Genomic DNA, 16,654 nt, shown 5'->3' on the forward strand with positions numbered 1-16,654 from the left:
TTGAGCATGATGGCTCCTTGCTATGACTTCATGCCATCATGCCGCATGAAATTTGAAGCGTCAAGCCAAATGCCAAGTCGGGGTTTGAGCTGAGCCAGCCAAGCCCGAAGAACCCTTCGATACCTCAGGGCGAACGGATGGCGGCGGGAATTGGCAGCGGCGTGAAGGGCCGCAGGACGAGCGCGCCTGGCTCCACGCCACGCCTATTTGCGCAGCAAGTGTTTGAGCACCGTCTGCAGCCGCCGTGCGGCCTGCGCGTCGTGCGCCGATGCCAGCACCTTGCCGGCGTCCTGCCCCCAGGTCTCGGTCGGCGCGGGTGCGTTGCGCTTGGTCAGCAGCTGCAGCTGCAGCATGCGGCGCGCGCTCAGGTGCTCGGCGGGTGTGGGCACGTCGGCCGCCATTTCCAGGCGCAGCAGGGCTTCGGACGCATCCGCCGCCGGCGCGCTGCGCAGGGCTTGCGACCAGGCCGTGCGGGTGGCGGCGTTGATGCGGCTGCCCAGTTCCTGCAAGCCCGGCACCTGGTCGGGGTCGCGTTTTTCCCACGCGGTCAGCAGATTGGTCAGCACTTCGCCATGGGCCTGGGCCGCCAGTTTCTTCAGGGCATGCTGCGCGTTGTCAAAGGCTTCGCGCTGGGCGCGGAAGGCGGCATCACCCAGGCGCGGGCCGCGGTCTTCGTAAGCGGGACGGTCATTGAAACGGCTGCCACGCTCACCACGGGCCTCATCACGCGAGGGGCGATGCGGCTCGAACTTGTTGTCACCGCCGGGGCGCGGGCCGCGGCTATCCGGCCGGCTGCCGGGCCGGGCGTCTTTGCGGTCACCGAACTTGCCGCCACGGCCTGCGGGCACGGGCTCGGCCTTTTTCATGCCGGGTCGGTCGTCGCCACGCATGGCGATCACGGGCTTGGCCGGCTTCAAAGGTGCAGCAGCGGGCTGCGGCGCTTCGGCGGCAGCGTCAGAAGCTTCAGCAGCTGCCGGCTGCGCCTCATCCGCTATCGTTTCAGGAGCTTCTGGCGCAATAGTATCGGGGGCTGCAGCCATATTTGACTGTAAAGATGAGGGCTGTGACAGCGCAGCCTGGGCCGCTTCCGCCGTCTGGGCGGCGGCGTGCACGGCCGCCTGGGCGGTCTGCCCGCGAAGGGCGGCCTCCAGATCGGCCATGGCGGCGCGGATTTTCTGCGCATCGCCGCTGGCGTTGGCGGCATCCAGCGCTTTGGCGGCGTCCAGCACGCGGCGATCATGTTCGCCCAGCGCGGCTGCGGCTTTTTCGCGCTCGGCCGTTTTGCGCTGGAAAGCGTCGTCAATCGGCTTGCGGAAGGCATCCCAGAGCTTTTGCTCCTGCTTGCGCTCGATCGGCACGCCTTGCGCCTCGTGCTGCCAGCGCTGCTGCAGGGCCTTGATGGCGTCAATGCGCAGATGTGGTTCGGCACCCAGCACTTGCGCCTCTTCAATCATGGCCTTGCGGCGCGCCAGGCTTTCGGCGCGCGCAGCGGTCAGCGGCGCGTCGGCCACGTCCATGGCGGCTTTCCAGGCGGGCTGGATTTCGGCAAAGGCTTTTTCGCTCAAATGCCCGGCTTCGCGCCATTTGTCCACAAAGCCGTTGAGGCTGCGGATGTGGTGCTTCCAGTCGGTATTGGTTTTGTGGGCCTCGGCCCAGACCAGCACCTCGTCAATGAGGGCGCGGCGCTGGGCTTTGGTGGCCTCCAGCTGCTCTTTGGTTTTTTCAAGCCAGGCTTCCACGACTTTGTGCGCTTCGTTGCAGGCGTCATCAAAACGCTTCCACAACGCGTGGTTGGGCGTGCCGCCCTGGTCGCTGGTTTTCCACTGCTCGCGCATGGCGCGCAGCGCTTCCTGCTGCTTGCGCCCGCCCATGGGCTTGGCCACCAGCGCTTCGGCCTTGACGACCAGGTCTTCACGGATCTGGTCGGCGCGCCAGCGCTGCCAGCCTTCCAGCTCACCCGCTGCCGTCAATGCGGCATGGGCCGCGGCTTCGAGCGCGTGGTCGATGTTGCGGATGTGCTCCTTCAGGGCGTGGCGCAGGTCGGCTGCCGCCTTGGGCGTGGCTTTGCCGTGGCCTTCGGTCACTTCCTGCTCCAGTTTTGAGAGCGCGGCCTGCACGGCCAGCGCCGCCTGGGCACGGATTTCTTTCAAAGCGGCCGGGTCCAGCCTGGCTTTGGGCGCCTTGGGCGCTTGCGCCGGCTGCTCCCCGGTGGCGGGCTCGCCGCCACGCGCCGCACGCAGTTCATCGGCCCACACGGGCACGGCGGGCAGCGGTGCGACGGCATCGTCCGCGGCGGCCACGGCCAGGGACAGGGCGCCCTGAAAAGCGTCCCACACCGCCAGCAGCTGCGCGCGCGAGGCGTCGAGCAGCGGCGGAAATTTGGTGTCCACGCTGGCCCAGTTGGCGTCCTGCGTGATCTCGTCGGCTTGAGCCTGCCAGTGCGCGACATCGGCGCGCAGCGTGTCCAGCGCGGCCTGCGCGTCGCGCCAGGGCTTGATCGACAGCACTTCGATGCGCTGGGCAATCAGCACGGCGGCTTCGCGCTGCACCTGGGTGCGGTGCTGCAGGTCTTCAATGGTTTTGACGCGCTCGGCCAGCTGCACCTTGAGGCTGGCCAGCGGCTCTTTCGACAACGGCGCGCCGGCTTTGGCGGCGTCGCGCTGCCAGGCCAGGGCGTCGGCCATGTTGAGCTTGGGCAGGCCCAGGAGGCCCTGGGCTTTTTCGGCCCACTCGGCAGCCACGGCTTCCTGACCCTTGCTGCGCTTGAGCTCGTCGAGCTTTTCCTTGAGCGGTTTGGCCGCGCCCTTGTCGCGGTTGGCCAGGTCTTTGTAGACCTCGCTCATCTGCTCGGCGCCGGGCTCGGTGGCCAGCCACTGGCGGATGCGCGCGGCCCGCTCGCCCGAGGTGGGGGCTGAAAAAGCGCCGCCGGTCAGCCCGTCCAGCGGATGGGCTTCAGCGGTTTTGGCCTGCGGAGTTTTCACGGCAGGGGCCCCCGCTGGGGTGGTTTCGGATTTGGCAGATTTGGACATGGGAAAGCGCAGCATAAAAATTAATAACTATCCGTCAAAAGGTCAGCAGGACAGCCTCCCGGGAGGTCTGTACACGGCGCGCCGGCCAGCGTGCGCTGTGGCGGCGGCTCGAAAACACCCGCCCGGGCGCAGGACCCCGGCGGACAAGCACTGGGCGTATTTTCGCTGTTTATTCGGAAGGTTTCAGGGCGTCGCCAAATTAAGTTCTGCGCGCGGGCTCCATTTGGCTTCGGGCGGCACGGCCTTGGCGGCGCCCAGAAACAGCCTGCCCGGCGGCAAATCCAGGCCGCGCACCTTGCCCTGGACGTCCAGCGCCAGTGCACAGGCGCCAGGCGCAACAGGGACTGCAACTCGGCATCTATATATAGAGACGCTTGATGTGCCGCTGGGGCGATGGCGCGCCACTTCGGGCTATCGCCAGGTCCTCGATCATGAGTTCCAGCGACCAAGGCTTGAAGTAGGCAGCGAGTTCTTAACGGGCCGGGCCCAAAGGTCAATACTTATTTGGCAGGGCCCAAATAAAAACCCCGGGCAGCTGGGCCGACCGGGGTTGACGGCGGGCTTAATGCTCATGCCGTCGGCTTTCGCAAAGGAGAGAAGTTCGTCTCCAGTGCGATGAAAGCAAGTGATTGCTCTCATTTTTACCGGGACTGGTTACCCGGTTGGCGCCTGAAATGCTCAGGCAATTGAAGATTAAACCCGCGATGCCCTGCATGCAAGCCCAATTTTTCAATCGAAAACTAGCCCGTGATTGGCTTTTTCTTGACAACTGGTGATTACCACAGCGTCGCCTTGAGGCGCCTTACCCGATGGACGGCTAGAACTTTTTGCCGGGTTCGCGGCTCAAACTTTTTTACGTCCGACACGGACAGTTACCCGGACCAGCCGCCGACCTTGAAAAACCGAGCGCAGCGCATTAATTTAGAGCGGCATGCTAAAAAATGTGTTTTCGTGTCAATTTTTGTCACTTTTTGGGTCAAAACAAGGCATTTAATTCCAATTAATATATAAAAACATAGTTTGTTATTATTGACAGGTTATTTAACAGGACCATAGAATCCGCCAGTCCCAGAAAAAGCTAGGGACAACCCGAACCCGCTGGCCTACACGCCAGTGGCAAGCAGAGGGAGAGGGGCCACACCCACCGCTCAAGGCCGTGGTTTGATGGCGACCCACTCAAAGTGCCAGGCTCACCAGCCAGGCACGTAGAAAGGAGGAGGTGCTATGACAGCGCTAGAAAATTTCAGTTTTGCGGCGTGCCGAAAAAATGTGCGCAGCAGTGTTTCCAACATTGCCAACGACATCGCCCAGGGCTTTTTCGACATCACCAGCAACAGTTTTGCCCTGCTCGGGCTGGTGGTGGTGTTTGGGGTCATTACCCTGACGGCCCGGCCTGACCTGCGTCAAGCCGGCGAATTCAAGCTGATGGCCTGGCTGCAAGAGCGCCAGGAAGCGGCGATTGGGTTTACCGAGCCCGATGCGATTGAGCGCGCCACGGCGGCCGACCCCCAGGACCTGCCCTCCCAGCAGGCGGCGGTGGCTTTCTGGCTGAGCCGCAAATACGCCGTGGCCCCGGAGCCGCTGAGCGTGCTGGTGGCCGAGGCCTACGAAATTGGCCAGAAGGCCAAGCTCGATCCGACCCTGATCCTGGCCGTCATGGCGATCGAATCGGGCTTCAACCCCTTTGCCCAGAGCCCCGTCGGGGCCCAGGGCCTGATGCAGGTGATGACCAGGATTCATCACGACAAGTACGAGAACTTCGGCGGCAAGCTGGCCGCGTTTGACCCGGTCACCAACCTGCGAGTGGGCGTCAAGGTGCTGCAGGAATGCATTGCCCGTGCCGGCTCGGTCGAAGGCGGCCTCAAATATTACGTGGGCGCGGCCAATCTGGATAGCGACGGCGGCTACGCCGGCAAAGTCATGGCAGAACACGCCCGCCTGCGGGCTGTCGCGGGCCGCAAGCCCATGCCGCTCTCGTACGACGACACACCGGCAGCGCCCCGTGCGATTCCGGTCACCCTGCCCGCTGCCAAGCCCGCCCCCTTGGGGCCTGGCGACAAAGCCAGCGAAAAAATGGCTGCTCTGGACCCAGTCCTGATCACCCAGCCCGGCCTCGGGCGGTCTTCGAGCTCCCCGGGGTCTTTGAAGTAGCGGCCGCAATCGCGGCGCTCAGCTACACTACGGGGGTGCGCGACTGGCGATAGGCATGACGGCCATGAAGGCTGTCGATGCTGACGTGGGACACCACTGGGAAGCGCACCGCTGGCGTCATCGAGACAAAGGCGTTCAGCCGTTCGCCTGGGCAGCCCTTGTTTTTACACAGGGACCATTGTCTTGAAGGACTGCCATGTACAACCGCAACATTCTCGTTGAACAAACCGACCCCGAACTCTTTGCCGCCATCCAGGCCGAAAACAAGCGCCAGGAAGAGCACATCGAGCTGATCGCCAGCGAAAACTACGCCTCGCCGGCCGTCATGGCCGCCCAAGGCACCCAGCTCACCAACAAATACGCCGAGGGCTATCCCGGCAAGCGCTACTACGGCGGCTGCGAATACGTCGACATCGCCGAGCAGTTGGCCCTCTCTCGCGTCAAGCAGTTGTTTGGCGCCGATGCCGCCAACGTGCAGCCGCACTCCGGCGCGCAAGCCAACGAGGCCGTGTTCCTGGCCTTCCTCAAGCCCGGCGACACCATCATGGGCATGAGCCTGGCCGAAGGCGGCCACCTGACCCACGGCATGGCGCTCAACATGAGCGGCAAGTGGTTCAACGTCGTGAGCTACGGCCTGAACGACAAGGAAGAAATCGACTACGACGCGATGGAGCGCAAGGCGCATGAATCGAAGCCCAAGCTCATCATTGCCGGTGCCTCGGCCTACTCGCTGCGCATCGACTTCGAGCGTTTTGCCAAGGTGGCCAAGGCTGTGGGCGCGATCTTCATGGTCGACATGGCCCACTACGCCGGCCTGATCGCCGCCGGCGTCTACCCCAACCCGGTGCCGCACGCCGACGTGGTGACCTCCACCACCCACAAGAGCCTGCGCGGCCCGCGCGGCGGCATCATCCTGATGAAGGCGGAGCACGAAAAAGCCATCAACAGCGCCATCTTCCCCGGCCTGCAGGGCGGCCCGCTGATGCACGTGATCGCCGCCAAGGCCGTGGCCTTCAAGGAGGCACTGGCACCCGAGTTCAAGGTCTATCAGCAGCAAGTGGCCAAGAACGCCCAGGTCGTCGCCGAGACGCTGATCCAGCGGGGCCTGCGCATCGTCAGCGGCCGCACCGAGAGCCATATGATGCTGGTCGACCTGCGCGCCAAGGGCATCACCGGCAAGGAAGCGGAAGCCCTGCTGGGCGACGCCCACATGACCATCAACAAGAACGCGATTCCCAACGACCCGGAAAAGCCGATGGTCACCAGCGGCGTGCGCATAGGCACGCCGGCCATGACCACGCGCGGATTCAAGGAAGAAGAGGCACGCCTGACGGCCAACCTGATCGCCGACGTGCTGGACAACCCGCGCGACGCGGCCAACATTGAAGCGGTCAGAGCCAAGGTCAACGCCCTGACCAGTCGCTTCCCGGTGTACCGTTAAGAAAATGGCCCCCACGCTCGCCACTGCGTGTGCTTCGCTGCCCCCCGAGGGGGCTAATTTCCCTTGGGGCGGCCCGGCGGGAAATTGCCTAGCCTGCAATCCATGAAATGCCCCTTCTGCGGTCATCTTGAAACCCAGGTCGTGGAAACCCGGGTGTCAGAAGACGCAGATTTCATACGCCGCCGGCGCCAGTGCGGCGCCTGCGAAAAACGCTTCACCACCTACGAACGGCCCGACGTCAACTTTCCGGCCATCGTCAAAAAAGACGGCCGCCGCATCGAGTACAAACGCAGCAAAATCCTCGGCTCCATGAGCCTGGCCCTGCGCAAGCGCCCGGTCAGCACCGAGCAGGTGGACTCGGCGATTGAGCGGATTGAAGAAAAACTGCTCAATCTGGGCGTGCGCGAAGTCGCCTCCAACCGCTTGGGCGAACTGGTCATGCGCGAGTTGAAAAAACTCGACAAAGTGGCTTATATACGCTTTGCCAGCGTTTATCGCAGCTTTGAAGACATTGACGAATTCAAGACCTTGGTGGATGAGGTGAGGCGCTAGACGCCCACAACCAACGTGCTTGCTTGCGAATACGGCAAAACGCCCGAGGAAGCACAGACAAGCTCAAAAGACGGACAACCGGTTGGTCCTGACTGATACGCGGTCGGCCCTCGCGCTGAAGTTCAGATCCAAGGTTTTACACTTTGGGCATGCATATACATACCGCCTGTCCTTGCGCAACGCCCATTCGCGGCCCCTCATTACGCCGGGAGCAATCGGGCTTCTCGATTCTTGAGGTACTGATTGCAATCATTATTCTGAGTATTGGCATGCTGGGCGCTGTTGGCATGCAAACAACAGCCATGCAATCCAACAAGGAGGCCCGCAATCAAGCGGCCGCCGCCACGTTCGCCCGTGAACTTGCCGAAAAAATGCGGGGCAACCATACCGTGGCCATCAAGACTGCTGCTGCGGACAATCCTTATATCTTTGACACAACCCTGGGGGGCACGACCACCATAGCGACCCCGGCCGTCAATTGCTTCACAGCCGGGTGCCCTATCGTCAAGGATGCGGCGACCTGGGATGTTGCGGACTGGCAGGGACGCGTCAAGGACGCACTGCCCACACCCAGAGTCAAGGTATGTTTTGACAAAGATCCTTTTGATGCCGCCGGCAAAGCCCGGTGGCTCTGTACCGACGATGGCGATATTGCCGTGCTGAAAATGAGCTGGACAAGAAGCAACACGGCCGGAACGCTCGAGTTCGCCGCAAGCACCGGCGTGCCGGTTGTCGTCGTGCCACTGACCGCAGGAAGCTCCCAATGATGCCACGCCGTTTTCCCAATGCAGGCCGGAACCAGCATGGCTTGACGTTGATTGAACTGCTGGTCGCGCTTGGCCTGGGTCTGCTGGTCGTAGTGATTGCCGCAACGGCTCTTTTGCTGGGCCAGCAAGGGTATCGCAGCGTAGACACCACCACCCAGTTGCGGGACCGGGAGCGTTTTGCGACCGACCTGCTGGCACGTGTCATCATTCAAGCGGGCTACCAGGATTTTGGAGCAGCCAATATTTCCCTGCGCTCAACGGCCACCCTTCTTGGCAATGATCCCGAGCCCGATATTTACGGCTGGAACAATGCAATTTACAAAGTGCCTGACGACCTGCTCCTGAGCACCAGCAACAAGATCGTTACTGATAACAGGCCCGGCTCATGCACTGTGAATGACACTTCCTGCAAGAACGGCAGTGACGTTCTGGTGGTCCGCTACCAGGGCGTGAATTCCCCGACCAATGCCGCCAAGCCAGACAACACCATGATCAACTGCATGGGGCAAGGCGAGGCTGGATTAACGGGCGGGAACCTCAACGATCGTGCGGTCAGTATTTTCCATGTGACGCGAGGGACCAATGGCGAACCTTCCCTGTCATGCACTTACTACAATTTTGAGACAGGCGTCTGGGCCGCGTCGGCCCCGATGATTGAGGGAGTTGAGTCTTTTCAGGTTCTCTTTGGCACCGACGGGGTTTCCCCCTCGCTTGCACCCAGCCCTACCGCCATGCAGGACACCGTTGCAGAACGCTGGCTACGCGCCGATCAACTGACTGCTGCGGGCAATGCCGCAGCCACACGCGAAAACTGGCGCAGGGTGCGGGCTGTACGCGTAGGCCTGGTGATGCGGGGAGCCGAGGGCTCTGCCCAGCAAGCTGCCACGGCCACTTTTGCCCCACTGGGCAGCATGTATGCCAGTACCGATGACACAGGCTCCAATCTGGCAGTGGCTGCCGACCGGCGCTTGCGGCTGCAAAGTACCTTTACCGTGCATTTACGCAACGACCTCACGCTCAGATGAAGCACCACCTTTTAGCCCCATCCAGCAGCCCGGACACAAGCGTGCGCAGCAGGCACCGCGGCTTTTCCCTCATCACCACGCTGATACTGCTCATCGTGGTCACGGTGCTGGGTATCGGCGCGAGCCAAATGGTCTTGCTGTCCGAGCGCTCGACCCGGTTTGACCGCGATCAGCAAATCGCTTTCCAGGCGGCCGAAGCCGCGCTGATCGACGCAGAATTCGACATCCGCGGCCCCAACACCTCTGTGAACCAGCGCATGGCCACATTCTCAGCCACCAGCGGGGTGGGCTTTATGGACGGTTGCGGCACAGGCACCTCGCGGGGCTTGTGCCTGCCCGTGGCTGATGGTCAAAAGCCGGTCTGGTATCTGGTTGATTTCACCGACGAATCCACCGCTGCCAAAACCGCGAAGTTTGGCGAATTCACCGGCCGGACCCTCTCCACGGGCACCAGCGGCATTCGCCCCGAGATGCCGCCCCGCTACATCATTGAAGTGATTCCTGACACCACGCCGGGAAGCAGCGCCAGCGCGCCAAAGACGCTGTTCCGGGTCACCGCCATGGGCTTTGGGCCGCGCAAGGAAACCCAGGCTGTCCTGCAAATGATCTTTCGAAAAGAGTAATCGTCATGAATTTCCGAATTCCATTTTCAGGCTCACCCACCAAGGCATTTAAGAACTGGGGCATCCGGCTGGCCGTGCTGTCAGCCTTGTCAGCCATCACGGTGGGCGTCGTCATCAGTGCAGTCACTCCGCCTGCCCTGCCGCCCGAAGTGGTTCTGCCCGCCGAGCCGCTTTACATGAATGGCGCCAAAACCAAAGGCAACCTCACGCTGGCGCTGTCCGTTGAATTTCCGACGGTAGGGCAAACCTACCGGGACACGTTTGACAAGGCCAAAGAATATGTGGGTTATTTTGACCCAAAGAGCTGCTACAAACATGTGCCGGGCAGCGGGGGCAAGGGCGCCTATTTCGACTGGAGTGGCGCGCCCAACTCGAGCGGAAGTTGCGGTGGTGGCGGTTTCAACGGCAACTTCATGAACTGGGCCACCTCGTCGGCCATCGACATCATGCGTTACGGACTCACAGGCGGCAACCGTACCACCGACGAGAGTACAGGTAATGGCCTCACCATTGTCGAGCGCGCCTGGCTCCCTGATGACTTTTACAGGAACGGCACGTATTTCACGGAAAAAGTCCTGCCGAATGCGCTGATCTCTCAAATGATTGAGACTTCAGTGGCCAACAAAATCGGTGCCAACGACATGTACATCTACAACTGCCGGGACAGGGTGTACTTTGCCAAGGCCAAGGACACCACCGGGGGCTGCACTAACCCTTTCGGCGTGGCCAATGCCCAAAGCAGCGACCTGGTGGGGCCCAACAACAACGATACCTATTACGAGGTCAGGAATATTGTTTGCGACCCCAACAGCGCCACCAACCGGCTCATGACCTACGACCCGGACACCAAGCAATGGAAAGGCCTGTGCTATCGCTACCCGAACGGCAAATACAAACCGGTTGGCCAATTCCAGATGAATTCGGAAAACCTTCGGGTTTCTGTTTTTGGCTATCTGCAAGACAACGACCGCTCGCGTTACGGCGGCGTATTGCGCGCCCCACTCAAGTACCTGGGTCCCAAAAACTACGACGCCAACTTCAACCTGGAAACTGCGGCCAACGCCCGCACCGAATGGAATGCCAGCACAGGTGTGTTTATCGACAACCCCCAAAGTGGGGATTCCACGTATGGTGCACAGGGTTACCCAAGGAGTGGCGCCATCATGTACATCAACAAGTTCGGCACACTCAACCCCGACAGCGTAGGCGCTTACAAGGGGCTCGACCCCGTCAGTGAGCTGTACTACGAGGCCATCCGCTACCTGCAGGGCAAGCAGCCTACCGCCGAGGCTATTTCTGGCTTGACCGGCACCACGTCATCCGACAAGGCCATTCAGGAAAACTTTCCGGCCTACCGAACCTGGACAGACCCCTTCACAGGCTTCACAGATACCACGGATACGGGCAAAGGCTGCCTGAGAAACAGCATTCTGACCATCGCCGATGTATTTACACACAGTGACCGATCCGTCCCCGGCAACAGCAACACAAGCAATAACGACTTTGCCCGCAGTGCGGAAACAAACCCTGCGCTGGATGTTCCTTTCTGGACCAGTGTGGTTGGCAGCTTTGAGAGCCAAACAACCCCCACAGCGACGGTGACTTACACCGACAGCCAGGGACGCACCCAGACTGCGGGCAACCTGCCGGCCAACACGCGTTACCCCTCTTTGGTCAATGCGGCCACCATGGATACCGGATCGACCGGCGGTTCCTACCACATGGCGGGCCTGGCTTACTGGGCCAATACCCAGAGTTTTCGCACCGACTTGCCAAAAGGGCGGATCAAAACATTTTCGATCGATGTCAACGAGAAAAACAAAAGCGCCCCCGTGGATTTTCGCCGGACACAACAGCTGTACCTGGGCGCCAAATATGGTGGCTTTGACGACAGCGCGGCCGGCAACACCGGAAACCCTTATGCGGGTGGCACCAATGTGCTCTGGCAAGCCACTGACGGGGACGCCAAAAACTATTTCCTGGTCAGCGACGCCGCGAAATTTTTGGACTCGCTTTCAGAAGTATTTGCGCGAGTCGTTGAGGAAACCGGCAGTATTGCGGGCGGCGCCATTTCCACACAACGCCTCACGGTTGGCCAGGCGGCGGCTGTGTTTCAGGCTCGCTTTAACCCGGTTGCCAACTTCTGGAGCGGTCGATTGCTCAAATTTCCGCTCTCGCTGGACGCAGCGGGTACCTCCCTGGTCATCGGCAGCACCCCCACCTGGGAGGCGGGCCAGGTTTTGACCAATGAAACCTTGGTAGACCATGGCGCAGCCAGAAACATTGTTATTGGCGCGCCTGTTGGACTGCAAGCAACTGTCTTGCCCACGCCGTTCAAATGGGCTGATTTGGCACAGGCGCACAAAGACGCCCTCAATACCATGCCCTACACCAGCACCTTTGTCATTGACAACCTGGGCTCGGACCGGCTTGATTACCTGCGCGGCGACCGGCGCAAGGAAATCAAACCCACCACCCCACTGGGTCCGTTCCGGCCGCGCGACATCGTGATAGGCGATATTGTCAACAGCGGCCTGGTGTACATGGGCAAGCCATCTGGAAGCATCACCGGCACCGACTACAACACCTTCTTCAATGCCAACAAAAATCGCAAACCTGTTATTTTTGCCAATGCCAACGACGGCATGCTGCACGCCTTTTACGACACCAACGGCAAGGAGGCATTCGCCTACATTCCAGGATTTGTAGCGGGCAAATTAAACCTGCTGCCCGATCAGGACTACAGCCACACCAGCATTAACGATGCCACGCCGGCAGTCTCTGAAGCTTATGTGGGTGGCCAGTGGCGCAGTGTGCTGGTTTCCGGTGTTGGCGCTGGTGGCCAGGGTCTTTTTGCCCTGGATGTGACCAATCCGGAAACCTTCACCAAGGCCAACGTCCTCTGGGAGTTCACAGAGCGTGATCATCCCGCGATGGGCAATGTGATCGGCACGCCCCAAATCGTAAAACTTCGCACCACCGACGCAGGCATTACCCCTGTCTATAAATGGTATGCAGTGGTCGCCAGCGGCGTGAACAATTATGCGGCGGATGGTTACGCGCATGCCACGGGCAATCCCTCCATTTTCATCATCGACCTCTCGAGAAAACCAAGCGACAACCCGACCGAGGTTCCCTGGACCGAAGGCACCAACTTCTGGCGTATCGAGATTCCTCAAACCAGCACCGCCATCGCCAAAGGCATGGTTGGATTTACTACCGTTGAAAACTTCCTGACGGGCGCGGTAGACAGTTTGTTTGCGGGTGACATGCAAGGCAACGTCTGGAAGCTTGATTTCACCTTGAAGGGAACCGGCAGCCTGACCACCGACGCCACGACCAATTTGACAAAGTTCAATGCCAAGACGGGAACCAGCAATACATTTTTCATAGCCAAGGACAGCGCCGGGACACTGCAACCCATCACAGGTGAGCCCGTCGTCGTCAATGCTTTTTTTGACGCCAAGCTGGTGTCCTTTGGCACCGGAAAATACCTTGAAACCCCGGACACCAGCGTGCCCACGAATGTGACCACTTCGTTCTACACGCTTTTGGATAACACCAAGCCGATTACCGGACGGTCCGTATTGCAGCAAGGCAGCGTATCGACCAGTGGCACCGTCACGGTTCCGAGTTTTGTGTACGGCACCCCAACCACGGACAGTCCCACGCTGAAAATGGGCTGGTATATAGATTTCGACAGAAGCATTGGCGAGCGCCAGATCAGCGATATCACCGCCGAGTTTGGCCAGCTGTTTTTTGGCTCCCTGTTCCCTACCAAAGGCTCTTGCGGCGAGGGGGGAGGACGGTTTTATGCAATCAACTCGCTCACTGGCAACGGTGTGTCAGAGTTGTCCCAGGTCGGCATATTGGCCGCCCCCCTGGTCCTGGAAATTGGCACTACGTCACTCAGCAACAGTGACACCAGCGGTCAACGAACGGCAACCCGGCGTATTGCTATCATCACACAGGGCTCCAAAGGTCTGAAGGTCGCCGCGACCGGTGGAAGCGGACTGGCCTACAACGAACAGGTCGGAAGACTGAGCTGGCGCCAGATCAACAGTTATCGGGAAAACAAGAATAACTAACCAATGCGGGGAATCATGCGCTCCATAAAAAAACGGCCGTCTGTTCGGCAACGCACCCAGTCGGGCTTTACGCTGATTGAACTCATGATCACCGTCGCGATCATTGGGATACTGGCATCTGTTGCCTACCCGGCCTACACAGACTCGGTGCGCAAAGGCAAGCGGGCCGAAGCACGGGCCGCACTCATGAACCTGTTGCAGCAGCAGGAACGCTACCTGACCCAAATGAATACATATCAAACCTTCGCGGCAGGATCATCCCCAGGTAGTCCTAAAACTTTCAAAGACTATTCCTCGTCCGATAGTACATCTGCGACAAGTAGTCACCTGCTCGGCGCACGACTTTGCCAGGCGGTAAGTGGCGTGACCCCCGCCCAGCGGGATTGCGTCGAAGTTTTTGCGGAGCCGAACCCCGGCGTTTTTTCCGACCCTCAGATCACTTCAATGGCAATTGATACCCAGGGCAGGAGAACCTGCACGGGCACCAATACTGAGCGGTGCTGGAAGTAAGGCCGCAGCCATGTTGCCCACCAACAGATCGAGACAGAATCTGCAAGCCAGCGCTTCCGGCAGCGAGAGCGGCTTCACCCTGATCGAATTGATCGTAACGATTGCACTTGCGACCATCCTGATGATGGTGGCCGTACCGAGCTTTGTACAGTTCCAGAAAAATGCGCAGCTGTCAGATGCGGTCAGCAATTTCATTTCCGCAGCCAATACCGCCAGAGCCAATGCAATGAAGCAGGGGTTTAACACTTACCTGGTTCCCAATACAGGCACGAACTGGAGCTCAGGCTGGATGGTTTATACCGATTCCAACTGGAATCAGGTCTATAACGCCGGCACGGACGAAGTAGTGCTGCGCCATGAAGCATTGAGTGCGGATATCACCCTCAACATTCCAACCGCCAGCAGTCTGACAGATGGTTACTTGCTGTTTAACGGCAGCGGCTACCCGCGATTGAAAGCAGGCGGCTTTGGCGGCGGAACGATCGTCATGAGCAACACAACGCCGCGCTCAAGTTCGATCATTATTGACCCTGCCGGCCGGGTGAGGTCCTGCAAGACAGGATCTTGCTAACTCTGTTCTTCTTTTCAAACTTACCCCCTCTCCTGCCGTGACAACAAGCCTTCCGGAGCCTATGCGAGGTTCGCTAGACGCAGCGTACGCGGCATTGTCTATTTGCTCACCAAACCCGAGAGTGGGCTGCGTCATTGCCGATTCGAGCGGTAGAACTCTTGGGCATGGCCACACTCAAAAAGCCGGTGGGCCACATGCTGAGATCATGGCTTTGCGCGATGCGGCAAAAAACGATCACTCGGGGCTGGGTGCCACCGCCTACGTCACCCTCGAGCCCTGCTCCCACCACGGTCGCACCGGCCCCTGTTGCGACGCGCTGATTGCGGCAGGCATCAAAAAGGTGGTCGCATCCATTGCAGACCCCAACCCCTTGGTGTCGGGTCAAGGGTTTGAGCGCTTGCGGGCCGCCGGCATTGAGGTGGTGGTGGGCCCCGGCGCTGCGGAATCGCGTGAACTGAACATCGGGTTTTTCAGCCGCATGATCCGCAAAACGCCCTGGGTGCGGATGAAAATCGCCGCCTCCGTGGATGGCACCACCGCATTGGCCAACGGGCAAAGCCAGTGGATCACCTCCCGGCCTGCCAGAGCCGATGGCCATGCCTGGCGCGCCCGCTCGTGTGCGGTGCTGACGGGTATTGGCACCGTGCTCCAGGACAATCCCGGCCTGGATGTCAGACTGGTGGAGACGCCCAGGCAACCACACCGCATCATTGTGGACAGCCTGCTGCAAACCCCGCTGGACGCCAATATCTTCAAGGCGGCCGGTCAGGTGTGGATTTACACGGCGACCAACGACGCCAGCAAGCAGGCGGCGCTGCAAGCGCGCGGCGCCGTCGTCACCTGCCTGCCGGATGCCCGAGGCAAGGTCGATCTGGCCGCCATGATGCTGGATTTGGGCCGACGGGAAATCAATGAACTCCATGTGGAAGCCGGCAACAAGCTCAACGGCTCCCTGGTCCGCGAAGGTCTGGTGGACGAGTTTTTGATTTACATGGCCCCGAAACTGCTGGGCCCAGGCCAGGGAATGGCGGTGTTTGGGCCCCTGCAGAATCTGGCCGATGCGCTCCCCCTGCGGTTTTTATCGGCTGACATGGTGGGCGTTGACTTGCGCCTGCTGGCGCGGGTAGAGGGCCGGGATCAGTTCTAAATCGCTTAATTTGCATTGATTCTGATTTTTTGAGCCTCAAATGGCAGGCTTTTAGCCCCCTTTAGCGCCCTTGGCCGACGAAGTGGCTTGATTCCCTGCGAAAATACCCGGATGTTTACCGGAATCATCACCGGCGTGGGGCGCATCGTCGCTATCCATAGCCTGGGCAGCTCTTCAGACCATGGCAAGCGTCTCACCATCGAAACGCCGGCCGGTTATCTGGACGATGTGGGCTTGGGTGACAGCATTGCGCTGAACGGCGCCTGCATGACAGCCATGGCGCTGGATGCCGACAAAAACCAGTTTTCCATCGAGATTTCAGCCGAATCGCTGGCCAAAACCAGTGGTCTGGCTGAAACCGGCATCATCAATCTTGAAAAAGCACTGCGTGCGCACGACCGCCTCGGTGGGCATATAGTGGCCGGCCATGTCGACGGCATTGGCAAAGTGACCCATTTCGCGCAGGTCGGTGAAAGCTGGGAGCTGCGCATTCACGCCCCGCGCGAGCTGAGCAAATACCTGGCTTACAAAGGCTCCATCACCGTCAATGGCGTGAGCCTGACCGTCAACCGGGTCACGGACTTGAGCGGTGACGCGGCAGGCAGCGAGATCAGCATCAACCTGATTCCCCACACCGTACAAAACACCGCATTGAACCGGCTGCAGCCAAACTCGCTGGTCAATCTGGAAATTGACCTGATTGCCCGTTACGTAGAGCGCATGCTCCAAGACGCAAGGAAACCCTGAAAT

Annotated in this window: 12 protein-coding genes and 1 riboswitch; of the genes, 11 read left to right on the top strand and 1 reads right to left on the bottom strand. The window is 60.2% G+C overall.

Features of this window, described 5'->3' with window-relative positions:
* Window positions 1–203 precede the first annotated feature (203 nt).
* A complete protein-coding gene (locus V6M61_RS01050; protein WP_332774696.1) occupies window positions 204–3,029 on the bottom strand; it encodes a DUF349 domain-containing protein in 2,826 nt (941 codons plus the stop codon).
* A 1,224-nt stretch (window positions 3,030–4,253) separates the two neighbouring features.
* Here V6M61_RS01050 and V6M61_RS01055 point away from each other — a divergent pair.
* The 11 genes from V6M61_RS01055 to V6M61_RS01105 all read left to right on the top strand — a co-directional run bounded on the left by V6M61_RS01055 (window position 4,254) and on the right by V6M61_RS01105 (window position 16,651).
* Window positions 4,254–5,180 carry a lytic transglycosylase domain-containing protein gene (locus V6M61_RS01055; RefSeq protein ID WP_332774697.1) on the top strand — a complete coding sequence of 309 codons (927 nt, stop codon included), beginning with the start codon at window positions 4,254–4,256 and terminating at the stop codon, window positions 5,178–5,180.
* A gap of 29 nt (window positions 5,181–5,209) precedes the next feature.
* Window positions 5,210–5,340, top strand: a riboswitch (ZMP/ZTP riboswitch).
* Window positions 5,341–5,376: 36 nt separating this feature from the next.
* Window positions 5,377–6,621: a serine hydroxymethyltransferase gene (gene glyA / locus V6M61_RS01060; protein WP_332774698.1), complete on the top strand. Its 1,245-nt coding sequence runs from the start codon at window positions 5,377–5,379 to the stop codon at window positions 6,619–6,621.
* 102 nt (window positions 6,622–6,723) lie between these two features.
* A complete protein-coding gene (gene nrdR, locus V6M61_RS01065; protein WP_332774699.1) occupies window positions 6,724–7,173 on the top strand; it encodes a transcriptional regulator NrdR in 450 nt (149 codons plus the stop codon).
* Window positions 7,174–7,322: 149 nt separating this feature from the next.
* Window positions 7,323–7,940, top strand: a complete 618-nt coding sequence (pilV, locus tag V6M61_RS01070) for a type IV pilus modification protein PilV (RefSeq protein WP_332774700.1) — start codon at window positions 7,323–7,325, stop codon at window positions 7,938–7,940.
* Window positions 7,937–8,965: a PilW family protein gene (locus V6M61_RS01075; protein WP_332774701.1), complete on the top strand. Its 1,029-nt coding sequence runs from the start codon at window positions 7,937–7,939 to the stop codon at window positions 8,963–8,965. Before pilV ends, V6M61_RS01075 begins: the two co-directional genes overlap by 4 nt.
* Window positions 8,966–9,006: 41 nt before the next feature.
* Entirely contained in the window at window positions 9,007–9,588 is a 582-nt protein-coding gene (locus tag V6M61_RS01080; RefSeq protein WP_332774702.1) for a pilus assembly PilX family protein, read from the top strand.
* Window positions 9,589–9,593: 5 nt separating this feature from the next.
* Window positions 9,594–13,676: a pilus assembly protein gene (locus V6M61_RS01085; RefSeq protein WP_332774703.1), complete on the top strand. Its 4,083-nt coding sequence runs from the start codon at window positions 9,594–9,596 to the stop codon at window positions 13,674–13,676.
* 15 nt (window positions 13,677–13,691) lie between these two features.
* On the top strand, window positions 13,692–14,186 hold the full coding sequence (locus V6M61_RS01090; protein ID WP_332774704.1) for a type IV pilin protein: 495 nt from the start codon (window positions 13,692–13,694) through the stop codon (window positions 14,184–14,186).
* 10 nt (window positions 14,187–14,196) lie between these two features.
* Window positions 14,197–14,757 carry a GspH/FimT family pseudopilin gene (locus V6M61_RS01095; RefSeq protein ID WP_332774705.1) on the top strand — a complete coding sequence of 187 codons (561 nt, stop codon included), beginning with the start codon at window positions 14,197–14,199 and terminating at the stop codon, window positions 14,755–14,757.
* A gap of 61 nt (window positions 14,758–14,818) precedes the next feature.
* On the top strand, window positions 14,819–15,904 hold the full coding sequence (ribD, locus tag V6M61_RS01100) for a bifunctional diaminohydroxyphosphoribosylaminopyrimidine deaminase/5-amino-6-(5-phosphoribosylamino)uracil reductase RibD (RefSeq protein ID WP_332774706.1): 1,086 nt from the start codon (window positions 14,819–14,821) through the stop codon (window positions 15,902–15,904).
* A gap of 111 nt (window positions 15,905–16,015) precedes the next feature.
* Complete coding sequence (locus tag V6M61_RS01105; protein ID WP_332774707.1) at window positions 16,016–16,651, top strand: riboflavin synthase; 636 nt, start codon at window positions 16,016–16,018, stop codon at window positions 16,649–16,651.
* Window positions 16,652–16,654: the final 3 nt, after the last annotated feature.

The organism is Polaromonas sp. (assembly GCF_036676035.1).
Classification (GTDB): Bacteria; Pseudomonadota; Gammaproteobacteria; order Burkholderiales; family Burkholderiaceae_C; genus Polaromonas.

What these genes read in the sequence shown, in the direction of transcription:
- pilV (WP_332774700.1), top strand. Translation starts at nt 7,323, where the DNA reads ATGCATATACATACCGCCTGTCCTTGCGCAACGCCCATTCGCGGCCCC.
- V6M61_RS01085 (WP_332774703.1), top strand. Translation starts at nt 9,594, where the DNA reads ATGAATTTCCGAATTCCATTTTCAGGCTCACCCACCAAGGCATTTAAG.
- V6M61_RS01075 (WP_332774701.1), top strand. Translation starts at nt 7,937, where the DNA reads ATGATGCCACGCCGTTTTCCCAATGCAGGCCGGAACCAGCATGGCTTG.
- V6M61_RS01105 (WP_332774707.1), top strand. Translation starts at nt 16,016, where the DNA reads ATGTTTACCGGAATCATCACCGGCGTGGGGCGCATCGTCGCTATCCAT.
- V6M61_RS01095 (WP_332774705.1), top strand. Translation starts at nt 14,197, where the DNA reads ATGTTGCCCACCAACAGATCGAGACAGAATCTGCAAGCCAGCGCTTCC.
- V6M61_RS01050 (WP_332774696.1), bottom strand. Translation starts at nt 3,029, where the DNA reads ATGTCCAAATCTGCCAAATCCGAAACCACCCCAGCGGGGGCCCCTGCC.
- ribD (WP_332774706.1), top strand. Translation starts at nt 14,819, where the DNA reads ATGCGAGGTTCGCTAGACGCAGCGTACGCGGCATTGTCTATTTGCTCA.
- V6M61_RS01090 (WP_332774704.1), top strand. Translation starts at nt 13,692, where the DNA reads ATGCGCTCCATAAAAAAACGGCCGTCTGTTCGGCAACGCACCCAGTCG.
- nrdR (WP_332774699.1), top strand. Translation starts at nt 6,724, where the DNA reads ATGAAATGCCCCTTCTGCGGTCATCTTGAAACCCAGGTCGTGGAAACC.
- glyA (WP_332774698.1), top strand. Translation starts at nt 5,377, where the DNA reads ATGTACAACCGCAACATTCTCGTTGAACAAACCGACCCCGAACTCTTT.
- V6M61_RS01055 (WP_332774697.1), top strand. Translation starts at nt 4,254, where the DNA reads ATGACAGCGCTAGAAAATTTCAGTTTTGCGGCGTGCCGAAAAAATGTG.